The 17,697-nt window shown below is 73.2% G+C and carries 16 protein-coding genes; 8 read left to right on the forward strand and 8 right to left on the reverse strand.

All coding sequences use genetic code 11. The features are described 5' to 3' along the window. Positions 1-50 precede the first annotated feature (50 nt). Together EKD16_RS00755 and EKD16_RS00760 are read left to right on the forward strand one after the other, a co-directional pair. Positions 51-686 (forward strand): NUDIX hydrolase, encoded by a 636-nt coding sequence (locus EKD16_RS00755; protein ID WP_242677362.1) that lies wholly within the window; start codon positions 51-53, stop codon positions 684-686. A gap of 30 nt (positions 687-716) precedes the next feature. Next, complete coding sequence (locus tag EKD16_RS00760) at positions 717-1,895, forward strand: MarP family serine protease (protein WP_131101859.1); 1,179 nt, start codon at positions 717-719, stop codon at positions 1,893-1,895. Between the two features lie 253 nt (positions 1,896-2,148). Here EKD16_RS00760 and EKD16_RS00765 read toward each other — a convergent pair whose 3' ends face one another. Then, positions 2,149-2,700, reverse strand: a complete 552-nt coding sequence (locus EKD16_RS00765) for an ATP-binding protein (protein ID WP_131096600.1) — start codon at positions 2,698-2,700, stop codon at positions 2,149-2,151. 18 nt (positions 2,701-2,718) lie between these two features. Then, a complete protein-coding gene (locus EKD16_RS00770; RefSeq protein WP_131096601.1) occupies positions 2,719-3,066 on the reverse strand; it encodes an STAS domain-containing protein in 348 nt (115 codons plus the stop codon). A gap of 301 nt (positions 3,067-3,367) precedes the next feature. On the opposite strand from EKD16_RS00770, the gene EKD16_RS00775 reads away from it, so the two are divergent. Further along, positions 3,368-5,836, forward strand: coding sequence for a DEAD/DEAH box helicase (locus tag EKD16_RS00775; RefSeq protein WP_207391403.1), 2,469 nt, complete (start codon positions 3,368-3,370; stop codon positions 5,834-5,836). Positions 5,837-5,877: 41 nt separating this feature from the next. Here EKD16_RS00775 and EKD16_RS00780 read toward each other — a convergent pair whose 3' ends face one another. Continuing rightward, positions 5,878-6,738, reverse strand: coding sequence for a GAF and ANTAR domain-containing protein (locus EKD16_RS00780; protein ID WP_131096603.1), 861 nt, complete (start codon positions 6,736-6,738; stop codon positions 5,878-5,880). 429 nt (positions 6,739-7,167) lie between these two features. On the opposite strand from EKD16_RS00780, the gene EKD16_RS00785 reads away from it, so the two are divergent. The 4 genes from EKD16_RS00785 to EKD16_RS00800 all read left to right on the forward strand — a co-directional run bounded on the left by EKD16_RS00785 (position 7,168) and on the right by EKD16_RS00800 (position 9,547). Next, the gene (locus tag EKD16_RS00785; RefSeq protein WP_131096604.1) at positions 7,168-7,671 is read left to right on the forward strand and encodes a hypothetical protein; all 504 of its coding nucleotides are present in this window, start codon (positions 7,168-7,170) and stop codon (positions 7,669-7,671) included. A 695-nt stretch (positions 7,672-8,366) separates the two neighbouring features. Then, positions 8,367-8,624, forward strand: coding sequence for a DUF4244 domain-containing protein (locus EKD16_RS26560; RefSeq protein ID WP_394347300.1), 258 nt, complete (start codon positions 8,367-8,369; stop codon positions 8,622-8,624). After that, positions 8,602-9,021, forward strand: coding sequence for a TadE family type IV pilus minor pilin (locus tag EKD16_RS00795; RefSeq protein ID WP_242677174.1), 420 nt, complete (start codon positions 8,602-8,604; stop codon positions 9,019-9,021). Before EKD16_RS26560 ends, EKD16_RS00795 begins: the two co-directional genes overlap by 23 nt. A gap of 19 nt (positions 9,022-9,040) precedes the next feature. Continuing rightward, complete coding sequence (locus tag EKD16_RS00800; RefSeq protein WP_131096605.1) at positions 9,041-9,547, forward strand: Rv3654c family TadE-like protein; 507 nt, start codon at positions 9,041-9,043, stop codon at positions 9,545-9,547. Positions 9,548-10,629: 1,082 nt separating this feature from the next. On the opposite strand, the gene EKD16_RS25940 is transcribed toward EKD16_RS00800, so the two are convergent. From EKD16_RS25940 to ssd, 4 genes are all read right to left on the reverse strand, one after another. Then, positions 10,630-11,385 carry a type II secretion system F family protein gene (locus EKD16_RS25940; RefSeq protein WP_242677175.1) on the reverse strand — a complete coding sequence of 252 codons (756 nt, stop codon included), beginning with the start codon at positions 11,383-11,385 and terminating at the stop codon, positions 10,630-10,632. 6 nt (positions 11,386-11,391) lie between these two features. Then, a complete protein-coding gene (locus tag EKD16_RS00810) occupies positions 11,392-12,234 on the reverse strand; it encodes a type II secretion system F family protein (RefSeq protein WP_131096606.1) in 843 nt (280 codons plus the stop codon). Positions 12,235-12,704: 470 nt separating this feature from the next. Next, on the reverse strand, positions 12,705-13,919 hold the full coding sequence (locus EKD16_RS00815) for a TadA family conjugal transfer-associated ATPase (RefSeq protein ID WP_131096607.1): 1,215 nt from the start codon (positions 13,917-13,919) through the stop codon (positions 12,705-12,707). Next, a complete protein-coding gene (ssd, locus tag EKD16_RS00820) occupies positions 13,916-15,013 on the reverse strand; it encodes a septum site-determining protein Ssd (protein WP_131096608.1) in 1,098 nt (365 codons plus the stop codon). Before ssd ends, EKD16_RS00815 begins: the two co-directional genes overlap by 4 nt. Before the next feature lie 222 nt (positions 15,014-15,235). On the opposite strand from ssd, the gene EKD16_RS00825 reads away from it, so the two are divergent. Next, positions 15,236-15,934, forward strand: coding sequence for a sensor domain-containing protein (locus tag EKD16_RS00825; protein WP_131096609.1), 699 nt, complete (start codon positions 15,236-15,238; stop codon positions 15,932-15,934). Positions 15,935-16,895: 961 nt separating this feature from the next. Here the strand turns inward: EKD16_RS00825 and EKD16_RS00830 are convergent. Beyond that, the gene (locus EKD16_RS00830; RefSeq protein ID WP_131096610.1) at positions 16,896-17,696 is read right to left on the reverse strand and encodes a Fic family protein; all 801 of its coding nucleotides are present in this window, start codon (positions 17,694-17,696) and stop codon (positions 16,896-16,898) included. Position 17,697 lies beyond the last annotated feature (1 nt).

Genomic DNA, 17,697 nt, shown 5'->3' on the forward strand with positions numbered 1-17,697 from the left:
ACATCAGCACGCCCGAGTGGCTGGCCTCGCTCGCCGGCGCGGGTGGCCGCATGGCCGTGCCCGCGGCGATGCGGCCTCCGGCGTCCGGTGGGCGCGAGTCCGCGGTGCTCATCCTGTTCGGCGAGGGCGAGACCGGCCCCGACGTGCTGCTCATCCAGCGCAGCAACGGCCTGCGCAGGCACTCGGGCCAGCCCGCCTTCCCCGGCGGCTCCTTCGAACCCCACGACGAGGGCCCCGAGGACTGCGCCGTACGCGAGGCCGTCGAGGAGACCGGCGTGGACCCGCTCGGGATCGAACTGCTGGGGCGGCTGCCCGAACTGTTCATCCGGCACAGCGGCTTCCGCGTGGTCCCGGTGCTGGCCTGGTGGCGCGAGCCCTCCGAGGTGCACGCGGCCGACTCCGGCGAGGTCGCCGGCGTGGTGCGGGTGCCCGTGAGCGAACTCGCCGACCCCGCCAACCGCATCCGGGTGCGCCACCCCAACGGATCGGTGGGCCCCGCGTTCCGCGTCCGCGGCATGCTGGTGTGGGGGTTCACGGCGGCGATTCTGCACCGGCTGCTCGTTCTGGGAGGCTGGGAGCGGCCGTGGCTGGACGGGAAGCAGGCGGAACCGGTCCCGCTGCCGGGTTCGGTATCCGACGACGAGCGGCAGGCGGCGGAGCCGTCGCGCCACCGGCCCGGAACCTGAGGCGAGCGTGAGGTGGTGATGGACGGCATCGTGCTCGACGCGGTCCTGGTCGTGCTGGTGCTGCTTTTCGCGGTGTCGGGATACCGCCAGGGCTTCATCGTCGGGATCATGAGCTTCGCCGGATTCATCGGCGGCGGAGTGCTGGCCGCTCTCGGCGCGCCGCCCCTCATCCAAGAGCTGGTGACCGATCCCGGTCGGCAGGCGCTGCTGGCGGTGGCGGTCGTCTTCCTGGCCGCGGCGATGGGCCAGTTCGGCGCCTCCTATGTGGGCGCCGTCGTACGCAACCGCGTCACCTGGGACTCCGCGCGCGTCCTGGACGCGATGGGCGGGGCGGTGGTCAGCGCGCTGTCGGTGCTGCTGGTGGCCTGGCTGGTGGGCAGCGCCGTCGCCAACTCCGCTATCCCCGTGCTCAACTCCCAGGTGCAGCAGTCCCGGGTGCTCCACGCGGTCGACCGGGCCATGCCGGAGGTCGCCCAGACGTGGTTCTCCACTTTCCGGCAGATCGTCGACCAGAGCGCCTTCCCGCAGGTCTTCAGCGGCCTGGGCAGCGGCGATCCGGCCGAGGTGCAGCCGCCCGACCCCGATGTGCTCGACACGGCGGGCCTGCGCGAGGCCGGTCAGAGCGTGGTGAAGGTGCTGGGCACCGCGCCCGAATGCCAGCGGCGCGTCGAAGGGACCGGGTTCGTCTACTCCCAGGGCCGGGTGATGACCAACGCGCACGTGGTCGCCGGTGTCACCCAGGACCTGCGCGTCGTGACGCGGTCCGGGCAGCCGCTGCCCGCCACGGTCGTGCTTTACGACCCGCAGCAGGACATCGCCGTTCTCGACGTCGACGGCCTCCGACAGGACCCGCTGCAGTTCACCACCGACGCCGAGAAGGGCGACGGCGCGGTGGTCGCGGGGTACCCGCGCAACAACGGCTTCACCGCCGTGCCCGCCCGCATCCGGGCCGAGCAGACCGCCCAGGGCCCGGACTTCTACCACTCGCAGCAGGTGAGCCGGGAGATCTACCAGATCCGGGCCGAGGTGCGGCCGGGCAACTCCGGCGGGCCGCTGCTCTCACCCGAGGGCAACGTCTACGGTGTCGTGTTCGCCGCGGCCACCAACGAGGACGAGACCGGCTACGTGCTCACCGCCGAGGAGGTCGCCGCCAACGCCGAGCGCGGCGCCGATGCGACCGGGGCGGTGTCCACCCAGGAGTGCGACTGAGTCCGGGCGTGCGGCGGTCCAGCGGGAGGCGCCGTGGCGCGGGAGCGGTGAGAGTCCGCCTCGCTGCGCACCGCAGCGCGGCGGACGAAGCCGCCGCCCCGGAAACAGGCGCTTGCCCTTGCTGCGCCTTGGCCATGGGCCGACCGCGACGGCCGGGCCCTCCCGCGCGGTGCTCGTCCGCGCGGGCGGGGCCGTGCCCGCTGGGCTGACGCCCCTTTCGGCAGGGGCGGGCGTCGCGGGCGGGTCTGTGATCTCAGCCGACGAGTTCGGCGTCGGATTCGGGATCGGCCTTGCCGAGGGGCCAGCTCATCCGGACGACGGTGCCGTCCTCATGGGGCTCGATGCTGACCTCGTCGGCGAGCCCGACGATCACGGCGAGGCCGACATCGGGCGACAGGCCCGAGACACCGCCGGGAGGCGTGTTCTCCCCGAAGTCGAACTCGGCGTCGGCTATGTGGTCGCCTGATTTCGCCGCCGGCTCCTTGGCCGGGGCGCGGTCGAACACCACGACCTCGAAGCGCTGAGCGGGATGGCCGTTGTGCGGCGCGCGCTCGGGGGTTTCGGCGTTGTTCGCCGCCGAGCCGCGGGGTACCGCACTGTCGATCAGGTCGAGCTGGATCGGGCGGCTGGGGCAGTGCACCCGGTGCGCCTCTACGGCGCGGGAGCATGCCTCGCCGACCGCCAGCCGAACCTCGTCGAGGGCGGTTTCGGCGATGCCCGCCCGCCGGGCGACGGCCGTGGCCATGAGCCGGGCCGTGCGCACATGGGCGGGCAGCGCGCTGATCGTGAGCTGGACGAGTGCCATGGTTCGCTCGAAACGCAGCTACTTCGACTTGCGTTTGTCGATGGCTTCCTGCACGGAGTCGTGGATACCGAAGACCTTGGTCAGCCCGGTGATCCGGAAGATCTTCAGGATGCGCTCCTGGGTGCAGACCAGATCGAGCGTGCCGTCGTGGGCACGCACGCGCTTCAGGCCGCCCACGAGCACACCGAGCCCGGTCGAGTCGAGGAACTCCACCTTCTCCATGTTCACCACGAGATGGAAGTTGCCCTTGTTGACCAGGTCGATCAGGAGCTCACGCAGCCGGGGCGCGGTATAGACGTCGATCTCACCCTCGACGACCACGATCTCTGTGTCGTCCTGTGTGTGGTGATCAAGCTTCAAGTCCACTAGTCCTCCAGCGCCGAACTGCGAAAAGCCGCAAGTGATCTCTGCCGGGCGTTACCCCACAGTGCGGCATTCAACCACGCTTGCCCTTCGCATCTGCTTGTTATGCACAAGAAACCACGACAGCGCGGATGCCTTCCCCCGGATGCCACACTGAAACGGGGGTCGATCAGTGTCATCGCATGTGCCGCCTGCCGAGGAGGGTGACGGGGTGTCCGGATCCGCTCCCCGCACACGCGGGGACGCCGTTCAGCAAGAGTCCGCGCTTCGCCGGTTGTGGCGAGACCATACCCGGAATCCGCAGGTGACACATGTGGAGCACCTGCCGCGTGGCGACGGGGTAAGTGAACACTGGCCAGACTGGACACCGTCCTCGGTACGTGAGCGGCTTGCTGAGCAGGGGATCACGGCACCCTGGACCCACCAGGCCGCTGCCGCGGATCTCGCGCGCTCCGGTAGCAATGTGATCATAGCCACGGGTACCGCTTCGGGGAAATCGCTCGCGTTCCTGCTGCCCTGCGCCGAAGCGGTCGAACAGGGCGGCACCGTGCTTTACGTCTCCCCCGCCAAGGCGCTGGCCGCCGACCAGCGGCGTGCGCTGGCCGACCTCGGCCTGGCGGAACTGCGGCCGGCCACCTACGACGGCGACACCCCGCGCGAGGAGCGCGCCTGGATCCGCGCGCACGCCAACTACGTGCTGACCAACCCCGACATGCTGCACCATGCCCTCCTGGGCAACCACGCCGCCTGGTCGGGTTTCCTGCGGCGGCTGCGCTACGTCGTGATCGACGAGGCGCACCGCTACCGCGGCGTATTCGGCTCCCACGTCGCCCAGATCGTGCGGCGCCTGCGCCGCATCTGCGCCCGCTACCGAAGCGAGCCCGTTTTCATCCTGGCCTCGGCCACCACGGGGACGCCCGAGGAGAGCGCGTGCCGACTGATCGGCGCGCCGGTGCGGGCGGTGACCGGGGACGCCTCGCCGCGGCCCGCGCTCAGCTTCGCGCTGATCGAGCCGGAGCTGACCGCGCAGACCGGCGAGAACGGCGCGCCGGTGCGGCGCACCGCCACCGCCGAGGCCGCGCACGTACTGGCCGACCTCGCGGAGAAGGGTGTGCGCACCCTCGCCTTCGTGCGCTCGCGGCAGGCGTCGGAGGTCGTGGCGCTGACCGCGCAGCGCATCCTGCGTGAGCGCGAGGCCCGCGCCGCCTCCCGCGGGCGCGGCTCGGGGCACCGGGACCCGTGGGAACTCGGCCCGTCGGACGGCGGGTGGGCGGACCGAGTCGAAGCGTCTGGGTCCGAGGAGCCGTACGAAGCACCGCCCGCGCCGGCGCAGAGCCCTGAGGCGGAACGAACCGGCGGCAGTGCGGTTCCGGAGCCGTCCGCCGACGCCCCCGCTCCCCCCGCGGCGGAGTCCGGAACGGCCCCCGGCGGACTCGACCGGCTATCCGAGCGGGTGGCCGCCTACCGCGCCGGCTACCTGGCCACCGACCGGCGGGGCCTGGAGGACGCGCTGCGCAACGGCGAACTACTGGGCCTGGCCACGACCAACGCGCTGGAACTGGGAGTCGACATCACCGGCCTGGACGCCGTGGTCGTCACCGGGTGGCCGGGAACCCTCGCCTCGCTGTGGCAGCAGGCCGGCCGGGCGGGCCGCTCGGGGCGCGACGCCCTGGCCGTCTTCATCGCCCGCGACGACCCGTTGGACACCTACCTGGTGCACCATCCCGAGGCGGTCTTCGGGCGGCCGGTCGAGGCGACCGTGCTCGATCCGGACAACCCTTATGTGCTGGGGCCGCACCTGTGCGCCGCCGCGTCCGAAATCCCACTGACCGAGGACGACCTGGCCCTGTTCGGCCCGGGGGCCGCGGACGTGCTCGACGACCTGGTCGAGCGCGGGCTGCTGCGGCGGCGGCCGCGGGGATGGTTCTGGACCCGGCGCGACCGCGCGTCGGCACTGGCCGACCTGCGCGGCTCCGGCGGTCCGCCGGTGCAGATCGTGGACGCCGCCAGCGGGCAGCTGATGGGCACGGTCGACGAGGCCGCGGCGCACGGGACCGTCCACGACGGAGCGGTCTACCTGCATCAGGGACTCACCTACGTGGTCGACGAGCTGGACCTGGAGGAGTCGGTGGCGCTGGTGCACGCCGAGGCGCCCGACTACAGCACGTGGGCGCGTGACACCACCGAGGTCGAGGTCCTGCGGACGCTGCGCGGGGAGCAGTGGGGGGTGGAGGCGGCGGTGTGCTTCGGCGAGGTCGAGGTCACCCGGCAGGTGGTGTCCTACCTGAAGCGCGACGTGCGCACCGGCTCGGTTCTCGGCGAACAGGCGCTCGACCTGCCCGAGCGTCGGCTGAACTCGCGCGCCGTGTGGTGGACGCTCTCGCCCGAGGCGACCGACCGGCTGCGCAAGGCCGACGTCGAGGTACGCGGCGCCGCCCATGCCGCCGAGCACGCCGCGATCGGCTTGCTGCCGCTGTTCGCCACCTGCGACCGGTGGGACATCGGCGGCGTCTCGACGGCGCTGCACGCCGACACCGGGTGCCTCACGGTGTTCGTCTACGACGGTCACGAGGGCGGAGCGGGATTCGCCGAGCGCGGCTACGCGGCTGCCCGCGAGTGGCTGGCCGCCACCCGCCACGCCATCGCCGACTGCGAATGCACGGACGGCTGCCCCTCGTGCATCCAGTCGCCCAAGTGCGGCAACGGCAACGATCCGCTGAGCAAGCCGGGTGCGCTGCGGCTGATCGATGCGATCCTCGCCGGCGATGCCTAGCCTGGACACCGGGAAACCGGCCGGGCGGGGCCGGCCGTGGTCTAGCGCTCCGCGGGCTCCTCGCCGGTCTCGATGACGTGCGAGGCCAGGTCGCGCACCTTGGTGTTGGTGTCCTGCGAAACCTTGGAGAGCATTTCGAACGCCTGCGTAGCGGACACCTTGTGGCGCTCCATCAGGATGCCCATGGCGATTCCGATGTGCTCCCGGGCGTCGATCGCGGCGCGCAGCGACTCCTCCATCCGGCCGGCAGCGAGCAGCATGCCCGCCTGCGCAGTGAAGAGCAGCGCGACCTCCCGCTCGTAGGGGCCGAAGGCTCCCGGGGATTCGGAGTACAGGTTGAGCGCGCCCAACGTCCCCCGGGGGCTGCTCAGCTGGCAGGAAAGCACACTGCGCACGCCCAGGGCCTCGGCCTTCTCGGCGAAGCTCGGCCAGCGGCCGTCTCGGCCGATGTCGTCGATCTGCAACCATGGGGAGTGGCTGCGAGCGGTGTCCACGCACGGCCCCTCGTCGAGTTCGTACTGGGCGCCATCGGCCAGCAGCGTCGAGGCGTCGCTGTAGGCGGGAGTGCGCAACTCTCTTCCTCGCCGGATCACGGTGACACCGGCATAGTCGCAGCCGGGGACGGCATCGGCCGCCAGGGCGACCGCATCGTTCAGTCTGGTCGTCAAGTCGCCGGGCTCCGAGAGCCGATGGGTCACCTCGACGAACTTGCGCGTGAGGGCGAGATCGGTCATAGCTGCGCCTCCGCTGTCCAATGCGGCATAGCTGCGGCCGGTACCGGACGCGTGCCCATGCGGGTGCGGCATCTCCAAGGCACGGATGTGGCGTGACCCGGGCTCCAGTACGGCCACCACCGCGAGGTGCCGCATCGAGCCGTTCGCGGTGGTTCGGCAGTCGGTCACGGATGAGTCGTACAGCGGCCGTCTCTACTGCAGTCGCTATGTCGAGCCTAAGCGCCGCGCAGTCGATGTGTCTGCAGTGACCGACGCCGGATTGCGACCGGTTTTCCGGGAACGGCTGCCGCGGTCGGCGCGGGCTGGGACGATACTCCCGAACAGCCGGTCGCGCCGGGCCGGTGTCCGGGGAGGGGACTGCGGGCGCCCGGCGCCGACCCCGCGTTAACGGCGGTACGGGAACGTTTAGGACAATTCGTCCGGGAAAGTCAGCGTCTTCGGCGCCGCTCCGACCATGTCGGCGTGCGCGCCGTCGCCGATATGCCCCCGACGACGCGGGCAGGCGGGAGATCCGCACGCGGAGGCGCCACAAGCGCCGGAGCGCCTTTGCGGACAGGAGAAGACGCCCCGGCCCGAACACCCGATCCTGGAGATCTCATGCTCGACCCGATCCCCCAGCACCCCTACCCGTCCGGTCTGGCGGTGCACGATGCGGCCGAGACGTCGGCTGAGGCGCGTACGCACGGCAGCGCCCGCGTCGTCACGCATCAGCCCCACTCGGACGGCACCTTCACCTACACGGTGGAGCGCCTGGGCGAGGGAACGCGCTCGGAGTGGGCGTCCTACTTCACGATCCCGGCGGGGATGTGGGCCATGGCCGGCGAAGACCGCGCCCACGACGGCGGTGGCCGGCCCGACGCGGACAGCGGCGGTGACGGCGGCGACCCGGCCGCCCGATCCGCCGGTGCCGGCTCCGCCGATTCGGAACGGGGGGCCGCCGCCGGGTGGGGGCTGGCTCCGGAGCCGCAGCCCACGTCGGAGTGGGCGTCCCCGGACCGCGCCCGACCCGGGTGGACGCCCGCGGAGCAAGGCGAGTGGACGCCCGCGGATCGAGTACCGTCCGACTGGTCCGCACAGAACGACGAAGCGTCGGCCCGCTGACGCTCCCGGTGGGCTGCGGCCCTACCGGCGGATGCGAGAAGTCCCGGCCGGCGGCGCCGAAGCGCTCCGTCGGCGGGACGGGCGCCGCGGCGGGCGGAAGCCCGGCGCGGTACGGATATGAGGATGCCCACCGGGCGGCGATTGCGAGACCACGGAAGGGGCCGTCGGCCCATCCCGTGATCCCTACCCCTCTGTTGGCGGCCGCGCCCGCCGGCGCCGGATGAGTTCGACGCCCGGCTCCGCCCGGGGCGCCCTCGCCGCAGCAGCTTGCGGCAATGTGGCCGTGTGTGCTTCGTAGCCCGGCCCCATTGCCGCCTCCGCGGTGTCCCGCCCTGAGGGTGTTCCCCCACAGATCGCGGTCGGTGCGGAAACCCCCGTCGACGATCGGGCGCGTCAGCGTTCCGGGTGAAGCCGCGTGGCCCCCTCCGCCCCGCTCGCCGTCCGCGGCGACCGGGCGCCGGCCACGATTCCCGACAGCCGGGATTTATTCCCGCTTCGACTTGTCCACAGGCTGGGCATCCGACTTTCCCCGGCTGATGTGCTCCGACGAGTCTGGATACCAGCCGTGATGTTCTGCTGACTCACGGGTGTCCAGCCGATCGGAGGCATAGGTGTCCGTTCTCCCTTCTCCCCTCCCCCGACCGCGTCCGCTCGCTCGGCGTGTGCGCGGCGTCTTCCACTGCGGTGGGGCGCGGATGGCCGCGGTCTGTGTGTTCCGCGAAGTCGTGCGGCGGATGGTGGCGCGCCTGTGCAGGTTGTACGGCCTGCCCGAACCGCGGCTGCGCGGCCGCCCCGCCGCGCTCGGCGACCGCGGCATGTCCACTGCGGAGTACGCGCTGGGCACGGTCACCGCCTGCGCCTTCGCAGCGGTACTGTTCGCGATCCTCACCTCCGCCGAGGTGCGCGACGCCCTGACCGGGATCGTCACCGATGCGCTGCAGATCGACGCCTGACCGCGGCGGTGTCACAGCCGAGACGGCCGCCGCGCTGCCCAGCCTGGTCCTCGTGCTCGGAGTCGCCCTGGCCGTCATCCAGGCTGGGGCGGCGCAGGTGGCCTGTGCCGACGCGGCGCGTATCGGAGCGCGGGCAATGGCCCGCGGCGAGCCCGAGCACGCGGTCCGCGCCGCCGTGGCACAGACGGCTCCCGAGGCCGCGGAAGTGCGGTTGGCCGAAGACGGCGGTCTCGCGCGGGTCACCGTGGCGGCTCCGGTGCGGCTGGGCCCGCTGGCGCACCTGCCGATCGAAGTCGAGGGGCACGCCGCCACGCCGGTGGAGAGCCGGAGATTCCCGGCCGGCCGTACCCACGCGGCGGCACACCGGTGGAGTGGCCGTTCCGCAGCGGCCGGGTGAGCCGTCGGAGTGCGGGCGGATGCGCCGCGGTGGTGATACGGGTTCGGCGACCGTGTGGATGCTGACGCTGTGCGCCGTCGTACTGTTCACCGCGTCGGCGGTCGTGCTGGTGACCGCCGTGCGCGTGGACCGGCACCGCGCGGCGACGGCGGCCGACCTCGCAGCCCTCGCCGGCGCCGCACGCGTCGGCGAGGGAGCGAGTTCGGCCTGCGCCCAGGCCCGCCGGATCGCTGTGGCCAACGAAGCCACGCTGATCCGGTGCCGTCTGGCTAACGACCTCTCTCTGCACGTCACCGTGCACATCCGAACTCGGGCATGGCCCGGTTCCGTAGCTGCTCACGCCCGTGCGGGTCCTCGCCGTTCGTCCTGGTCGGTCGGAGGTCCGGGGTCGGTCGAGGGTCCGGGCCCGCCGATCGCCGGTGCTTCGCGGTCCCGAGAAAGCTGGATGAACGGCAGCAGCCACCGGCCCGACTCCGTTGAAGGCACCGGCCGCCATCGCGAACCCGGTAGTACTTCGCCGCCTTGAACCGGGAGCGTGCTGCGGTGGCACCCTGGGACGAGCCGGGTATCGGCTGAAGTTCAGGCCCCCCGGTCGAGGCGACCGGATAGGGCCGGTATCCACGGTGGCAACGCCGTCCGGTGGGAGTGGGCCCGCGCCGATCGCACCGGGTGCTCGCCGGTGGCGCGCCCGACGGCGCGCCTTGGCCCGTCTGTCGTGAAGTTATGGTCGCAGGTAAGCGTATTCCGCGGCCATAAGTTCGCGATACATCGCCGGATGGGCCGGCATAGGGGACATACCCGCGCCGGTGGGCCGGCTGGGTGTCGCCGTGTTGCGGCCGGGACCGCGCGGGCCGGAGGCCGCGCGGTGGGGCGCGGGCGCGGGTGCCCGCACGGCCCTGTGGTGCCGCCGGATCGGGGGTCGGGGGGCGACGACACGTCGCTCGTGGCGCCCGGATGTCGCCGCCGGTGGCTCCACGGCCCGATGGGGTGGACTTTTGGTGGCCCATGCCCGTTTTGCGGGCGGTCTCGGCGGGCGCGGCGGCCACGAGGTGCACGAAAAGTTGATGTCGGGGGCGTTTTCGCGCCATTCGGTGTGCCTCGTGGACCACCGCCGCCGCAGCGCGGCTGCACGACCATCGGGAATTCGGGTATTGGCGGACAAAACATCCCCTGCTGTTTCGTATCGCGGAATGGCGGTGCGGGGGTGGCGCCTTGGGGCGACGCCGAGGCGGGTGCCGTCGCACGTGTGTGCGTCTCGTGGCCCCGATCCGGCCGCATGGCGGCGCCCGGGGCTCGACCACCCGCGGGCCAGGGGCGGTGACCGCCGCCCCGACCACCGCGGCCCGGCCCCGCCGCCGCCGGCGTTGTCGCCGCCTCGTTGGCCGCCGCCACCGGCGAGCACCCGGCTCGTTGGGCGCAGGCGCCACCCCGCGGTGCCCTCGCCGCCCCGTCCGGCGGGCCACCGGCGAGCACCCGACCTGATGGGCGCGGGCTCTGCCATCCGCGCCGCCGTCGCCGCTTTTCCTAAGGCCTCCTGCCTCCCCGCAGACCACAAGACCGCACAGCACACCCGATCCGTTTCGGGTCCCCGACGCCACGGCGCCTTCGTTACAGCAGCGCCAAGTCGGAGATGAGTCCGGCCGCGAGGGGTACCACCCCGATGAGGACGAAAGCCGGGAGGAAGCACAGGCCCAGCGGGGCCGCGCTGAGGACGCCGAGCCGCTGCGTCCGGCTCAGGACGCGGGCCCGCGCGGCGTCGCGGAGTTCGGCGGCGTGGCGTTGCAGGATCGTGGCGACCGGGGTGCCGCTGTCGCTCGCGCGGGCCAGAGCGCGCCCGACCGCCTCGAACTCCTCGGGCCCCTGGGCCGACCGCCAGGCGGTGCGCGGATCGGCGCCGAGGCGCAGCTGCTCGGCGACGCCGCCGAGCGCGCGCCCCAGTGTCCCGCCGACCGCCTTTGCGACGGAGGCCACGACATCCTCCATAGCTCCTCCTGCGCGCAGTCCCGCGACGATGAGATCGACCGCGACGGGCAGGCCGGCCGACATGCGGGCGCGTTCGGTCCGCGGAGCGGCGGGCCCGTCGCCGCGGGTGAGCCGCCATCGCAGCGCCGCTCCGATCGGCACTCCGATCAGTACGGCCGCCGCCGGTCCGAAGACGGCGAGCAGCGTGAGTGCGGGCGCGGATGGCGCGCCCCACAGCAGCAGTGCGCGGCGCAGTCGGGCGCGCACCGGTCTCGGTGGAGGAGCGGTGGGAGAACGCAGCCGCTCCAGGCGGCGCAGCGTGCGTCCGCGCGCGGGACCGCGGGGGAGAAGCAGAGCGGCGGTGGTGCCCAGGGCCACCACGCACAGTTCGAGTGGAGACACGGCCGCTCACTCCGTTTCGGAATCGGGCAGAACCCGCTTGACCATCTGGTACGTCCAGAAAAGGCCGAGTGCATCGAGCGCAAGTCCGGCGACCAGGCACAGCAGCCCGATCGGGGTCACGAATAGGAAAGCCAGCGGTGATCCACCCAGAGCACCGGCCATCGCCAGGCCCAGCACCGGCAGCACGCTGAGCATCACCGCCGTGGCACGGGGCCCCGCCAGCTGGGCGCCGAGTTCGCGCCGCTGCGACTCCTCGGCCGCCAGGGACGCGGCCAGCCGGTCGACGACGTCCGCCGGCGGCGCGCCCGTGGTCGCGGCCACCTGCCAGCAGGCGGCGAGGTGCCCCAGTCCGCCGGCGCCGCGGACCGCGGCAAGCGCGCGCAGCGGGGGTACGACGTCCTGGGCGCTACCCGCGGCCGCCCGGAGCGGCGCGAATTCGTTAACGGACTCGGGGTCGAGCTCGGCGACCGCCGTCTCCACAGCTGCTCCCGGATCTCGTCCCGCCCGTAACTCGGTGGCCAGCACTCGGCACAGTTCGACGACCGCACGGCGCCGCCGCGCCTGCACGCGTCCCGTCACCGTGCCGAGCCGCTCCCGCAGACGCCGTGCGAGCACCTCCCGCCACCGTGGCTCGTCGAGCCCGACGTCGGTCGCCGGTTGTGCGCCTCTCAACTCGGCGAGGCGCACTATCGCGGGCCGGGGCACGAGGGTGGCCGCGATCCCGCCGACGGCTCCGAATCCGAGGAGCCAGCCCGCCTGACCTGTGAGCCAGTGCAGCGGCACGAGCAGGGAGCCGAGCCCGAAAACGTGCAATAGGGCGGTCGTAGCGGTCGGTGCGGGTGTCGGCATGTCACTCCGTTCGCTGATCGTTGGTGCGGGTGCGCCGCGAACCCGCGGTGCGGTGGGGGAAGGGCGCCACGCCCTGACCCGCCGCGCCGGACAGCGCGGCCCCCTAATCGGGGAAAGAATCCGGCGCTTGGGGCGAGAGCGCGGTGCGGTGAACCGGATGAGTGCTTTCCGGGCCGGTGACGAGCGCCCCGACCTCTTGCGGACGTGGACATGGTCCGCCGGGCGCAGGTCCGCGGTTGGACGGGTGGGCCCTGGGAGCGAGAGGGCCGGTGCGGATGTCGGCGTGCCGCTCCGCTTAGATGCGCCTCGTCGGGCCGGCGCAGATGAGCGCTGTACCGCCGCACAGGCGCCGTGGCGGAGAACGCTGCACCGTTCGCCCCCGCTGGAAGGCGGTGCTCGCGCGGTCGGAGCATTGGTTCGCCGCCGACTGCGTGGCTCGGTCCGAAGCGGCGACCCTTTCGTGCCGTGTCTCAAGTCGGGTCGGCGGGTGGGTCGCGCCAGTGGGGGCCGGTCAGGGTGACCAGTTCGGGCAGTGCGGCGTGTTCGGTGCGGGTGCCGTCAGAAGCGAAGGCCACCGCCGGGAGGGCGTGCACGGTGCCGGTAGCGTCGCGGCGCAGAACGCATACCTCCGCGACGCGGCGGACGCCTCCGGGGCCGCGGGCGAGGTGTACGACGAGTGCCCGGGTGGCCGCGAGTTGGCTGTGGACGGCCTCGCGACCGAGCCCCGCGGCGCAGGCCAGAGCTTCGACGCGGGCGGGGACATCGGTCGCGGCATTGGCGTGCAGGGTGCCGCACCCGCCGTCGTGGCCGGTGTTCAATGCGTTGAGGAGAGTCACAGCCTCCGGACCGCGCACCTCGCCGACGACCAGCCGGTCGGGACGCATGCGCAGCGCCTGGCGTACCAGGTCGTGCAGGCCGACCTCGCCGGTGCCCTCGATGTTGGGCGGACGGGCCTGCAGCCGAACCACGTGCGGGTGGTCCGGGCGCAGTTCGGCGGAGTCCTCGACCAGGACCATCCGCTCGGCGGAAGCGGCGAGGGACAGCAGCGCCGAGAGCAGCGTGGTCTTGCCGCTCCCCGTTCCGCCCGAGATGAGGAACGCCGTGCGCGAGGTGACGATGGCGCGCAGCAGCCGTGCGCCCGCCGGCGGGACCGTGCCCGCGGAGACGAGCTCGGCCAGGGTGAAGACCGTGGTGCGCGGAAGCCGCAGCGACAGGCACGCGCCTTCGGGTGCCACCGGCGGCAGCACGGCGTGGAAGCGCGCCCCGCCGGGCAGCCGGGCGTCGACCCACGGTGCTGCGTTGTCGAGCCGTCGCCCGGCCTGCGCGGCGAGCCGTTGGGCGAGTCGGCGCACCGAGGCGTGGTCGGCGAACCGGATTCCCGGCGCGGGCCGCAGGCCGGCACCGTCGTCGATCCACACCCGGTCGGGGCCGTTGACCAGGATGTCGGTGATCCGGGGGTCGCTGAGCAGCGGATCGAGCGGGCCCGCGCCGGCGAGGTCGGCCCGCAGCAGCCGGACGAGCGACAGCACCTCCGTATCGCCCAGCGCCGCGCCCTCCGCGCGCACGGCCGCGGCCACGCGGGCGGGCGAGGGGTCGCCGCCCTCGCGTGCCAGTCTCGTGCGGACGGCCGCGGGCAGGTCCGCAGCCGCACTCGATGGTGAAGAGGGCGCTGTGGAGCCGTTCATGCCGGGGTCCTTCCTGGCGTCGGTGCATTCGCGGGCACCAGGCCGCCGAGGAGGCGGTCGGCGCAGTCGGTCAAGGGCGAAGAGCGCGTTCCGGCGGCGGCCGTGCCCCGGCGCGCGTCGCGCAGGAGTGCGCGGTCGGTGCCCAACCGCGCGCCCACCGGCAGGTCGAGCGTGCGGGCCACGTCGTCGGCACCGAGTCCGGTGCCGTTCTCGCGTACGACCAGCCGGAGGTCGCGGGCAGCGCGGCGCAACCGCGGCACCAGTCGCGCGGCGGCGAACACGGCGGGCAACTCCGACGGCACGACCAGGAGCACCACCGAGCTGCGGCGCAGCGCTTCGTCGGACGCCGGTTCCGAAGCGCGCGGAAGGTCGGCGACGACGAGGTCGGCGCCGCGGGCGGCACAGGCGAGCACCGCGCGCATGGCGGCGGGCGGCACGGCCGCGGTCGTGCCCTGCGCCCACGTGACGAGAGCGGCTCCGCGCACGTCCGGCAGACGTGCGCGCAGCGCAGGCCAGTTGAGTCGGCCCTGGCGGCCGACGAGGTCGCCCCAGCGGTCACCTGCCACATCCTCGCTGCCCAGTAGGGTGTCGAGGCCGCTGCCGAGGGGGTCGGCGTCGACGAGTGCGGCGTGCAGGCCGCGGCGCTGGGCGGCCATGGCCAGGGCGAGGGCCAGCAGGCTGGCTCCCGCTCCGCCGCGGCCCCCCACGACCGATACGACGGGTGAGAGTTCGGCGCGCCCGTGCGCCGACTCGGTGAGCAGGCCCGCGAGCCGGGACTCGTCGGCGGGCAGCGACAGCACCGCCTCGGCGCCCACCCGCAGCGCCGCCTCCCACACCGGCCCTTCGCGCGCATCGGCGCCGCGCCCGGCCACGACCACGTGCCGCCGGGGGTCGGGATCGAGTGCCGCGGCTGCGGACAGGAGGTCGGCCCCCACGACGATCAGCGGTGCGCGTGCCCACTCGGGCACCGCCTGGGCCGCGTGGTGGGCGACGGTCGGCTCGACTCCGGCGGCGGCCGCCAGCCGGAGGAGGTCGTCAAGCAGCTCGGTGTCGTGGGTGACGAGCAGGGGACGCGCAGGGGCGGATGGGTCCATGTGGCCTCCCGGTGCGAAGTCGGCTCCTTCTACGCTCGCTCCGCGCCGGTGCCCGTTCCAAGCCGGATTCCCAGCCTGTGGACAATGGCGTTCGGCCTGCCCTGAAGCCCGCGGCTGTGCTGCATCCGGCGGACACCCCGGGACGGGGTGGTGCGGGCACCACCCCCGTTCGGTGCCCGTGCGCCAGTGACCCGGAGGGCGTCGAGCAGGAGGATTTCCGGTATGCGAACGATCCTGCTGCGACTCGCCGCCGACACCCGCTACACGCTGCTGTCCCTGCCCATGGCCGTCGTCGGCTTCGTCCTGGTGGTGACCGGGCTCGCGCTCGGCGCCGGGCTGCTGCCGATCGTGGTCGGGCTTCCGGTCGCCGCCACCACCCTGCGCGTCGCGCGGGGCATCGCGATCGCCGACCGCGCTTGGCTGACGCAGGTGCTCGCGACGCCGCCGGCACCGCCTGTATACCGGTCCCCTCCCGCCGGCTCCGGTACCTGGGCCCGGTTGCTCACGCCGCTGCGCTGCCCGCAGAGCTGGTTCGACGCGCTGGGGGCGGTGCTGCGCCTGCCGGTGGCCGTCGCCGCCTTCGCCGTCACACTCGCCTGGTGGGCCGTGGCCCTGGGCGGCGTGCTGTACCCGCTCTACGGCCCCATCACGTCGCGCATCCCGGGGAACACGACTCTGGCCGAGCTGCTCGGCTTCGGCTCCGGCCTCGGCCCCGCCGTCGCCCTGAACGCCGCTATCGGAGTAGCGGCCGCCCTGGCGCTCCCGGCGGTGGTGCGCGGAGCCGCCCTGCTCGTGGCGGGCGTAGGGCAGGGGCCCGTCGCGGTCGGCACGTTGCCTACCTCCTACGGGGCGAGCACGGCCGCCGACCGGGGCGGCGGGCGGCCGACCTCCGATTTCGCCGCAGCGGCGTCCGCCCGCTGAGCGCCGCGCCCAGCCGCTGTCACCGGGGCCCGCGCCCGCCGGGTCCACCGGTGCAAGACGCCGATACCGCTGTGCCGGCCGCGCACCGGCGCCCCGTCGGAAGCGGAGATGACGACGGCCCCCGCCGGGGGGATAGCGGGGGCCGTCGGACGGTCCCGGCTCTGGGGGGGTAGAGCCGGTACCGCTTCCGGATAAGTCTCGCGTCTCGGGCGCAGAGCCCGACAGGTCGTAGCGCGGTCGAGGATCCGAGCCTCGTCCACATCGTCACATAAGCGGGTAAATTGCACCAGATCCGAATAAGGCGGACTGCGTCGGCCGGGGCGCGCCGGGGAGTAAGCCGAGGGGTGCTTGCGTCCTCACCTGAGTAATAGGTATAGCACGAGACGCTACCACGCCGAATTGGCGTACCGCCGGGATGTTTTGACCTCGCAGGGGCTTTTCAGTGTCCGCCGGCAGGCGTACAAAGGAAGGACAAGGTGGATCGGCGATCCACCGAACACGGGCACCGGGTACCCACGCGTCACCAAGCCGCGGGAGGCTCGTCCAGATCGGGGAGCAATCGCTGGTCGGACTATGAGTAAGCACGCATGATAGCCCGGGTGTCCGTGTTTGCGGCGGCGCCCCGACCAGCGGTCCGGGACCGGGCGGGGTGCCGTCTTTATGTGCGCAAGAGTCCCAAACCGGTCATATCGGCTGTTCTTGCCGGGGAAAAGTAATCGGATCGAGATTGCGTGTTCGGTGGGGCTTCCCGCGCCCGCCCGATCCCGCTAGTCCGCTCGGAGTTTCCCCGCGGTCCGCAGCTTCGCGAAGGGCGAAGGGTCGAGCGAGGGGCGAAACACTCTTCCGCCCCTCGGTCTTGTGTCCTCGGAATCGCGCCTGCGCCGCGACGGCACCTTCGGCACGGCCTCGACCCAGCGGGCCCGCGGCTGAGCCGGCAGGCTACGCGGGCGCCGAACCGCCCTCACCCGCGCTGCAGCGCCTCGCAGGTGGCCAGCGAGTCCCGGGCTCCGGCGGCCACGGCTCGGCAGCAGTAGGCGACCCAGCCGCCGACCCCGTCGGGCGTACCGGTCTGGTACCCGCGCAGCGCCAAGGCGTACTCGTCGCCGAGTTCGAGGTATCCGAGTTCGGTGGGCACCAGGGACTTGGGGTCCAGCCCCCGCGCGATCAGCGTCAGGCGCTCGGCCGCGCGGGCGACCATGCCGTCCCCCCAGCCGAAGGGGCGCAACGCGGCCAGTTCGCCGTGCACGACGGCGCCGACGACCAGGGCGGGGACCTTCGCGGGTGTGGCAAGCAGGGCGTCCAGTGCGTCGATCCGGGCCGCCACCTCGGCCGCTCGCGGTGGTCGACCCAGGTCCAGCGGGTCGCGCACGTCCTCGCCGTCGTGGCGCGGCCGCCCCAGCGACTCGTCGGCGATGCCGTCGGCGGCGGCGAGCGAGTGCAGGCGGGCGAGCACCTGGCGGGGCGCCTTGGTCCAGGTCTCGGCGAGCAGCCCGAGCTCGCCGGACACCCGCAGCGCGCCCTTGATGCGCGGGTCGTCACTGCGGCCGGCGCGGACCTCCTCCAATTCGGCCCGTGCTCCGTCGAGGACCGCTGATGCGCGGGCGCCGCGCAGCGCCGACTCCATGGAGACGTCGCTGCTGCGCCGCCGAAGGATGCGGTGGCCGAGGAGGCGGTCGACGACGGTGCGGGTCTCGTCGACGGCCGCTCCGACACCGGGCAGGTCGGCGACTCGCTGCAAGGGCTCGTCGGGTGCTGCGTTCACG

This window comes from Streptomonospora litoralis (genome assembly GCF_004323735.1).
In the GTDB taxonomy this organism is placed as follows: domain Bacteria; phylum Actinomycetota; class Actinomycetes; order Streptosporangiales; family Streptosporangiaceae; genus Streptomonospora; species Streptomonospora litoralis.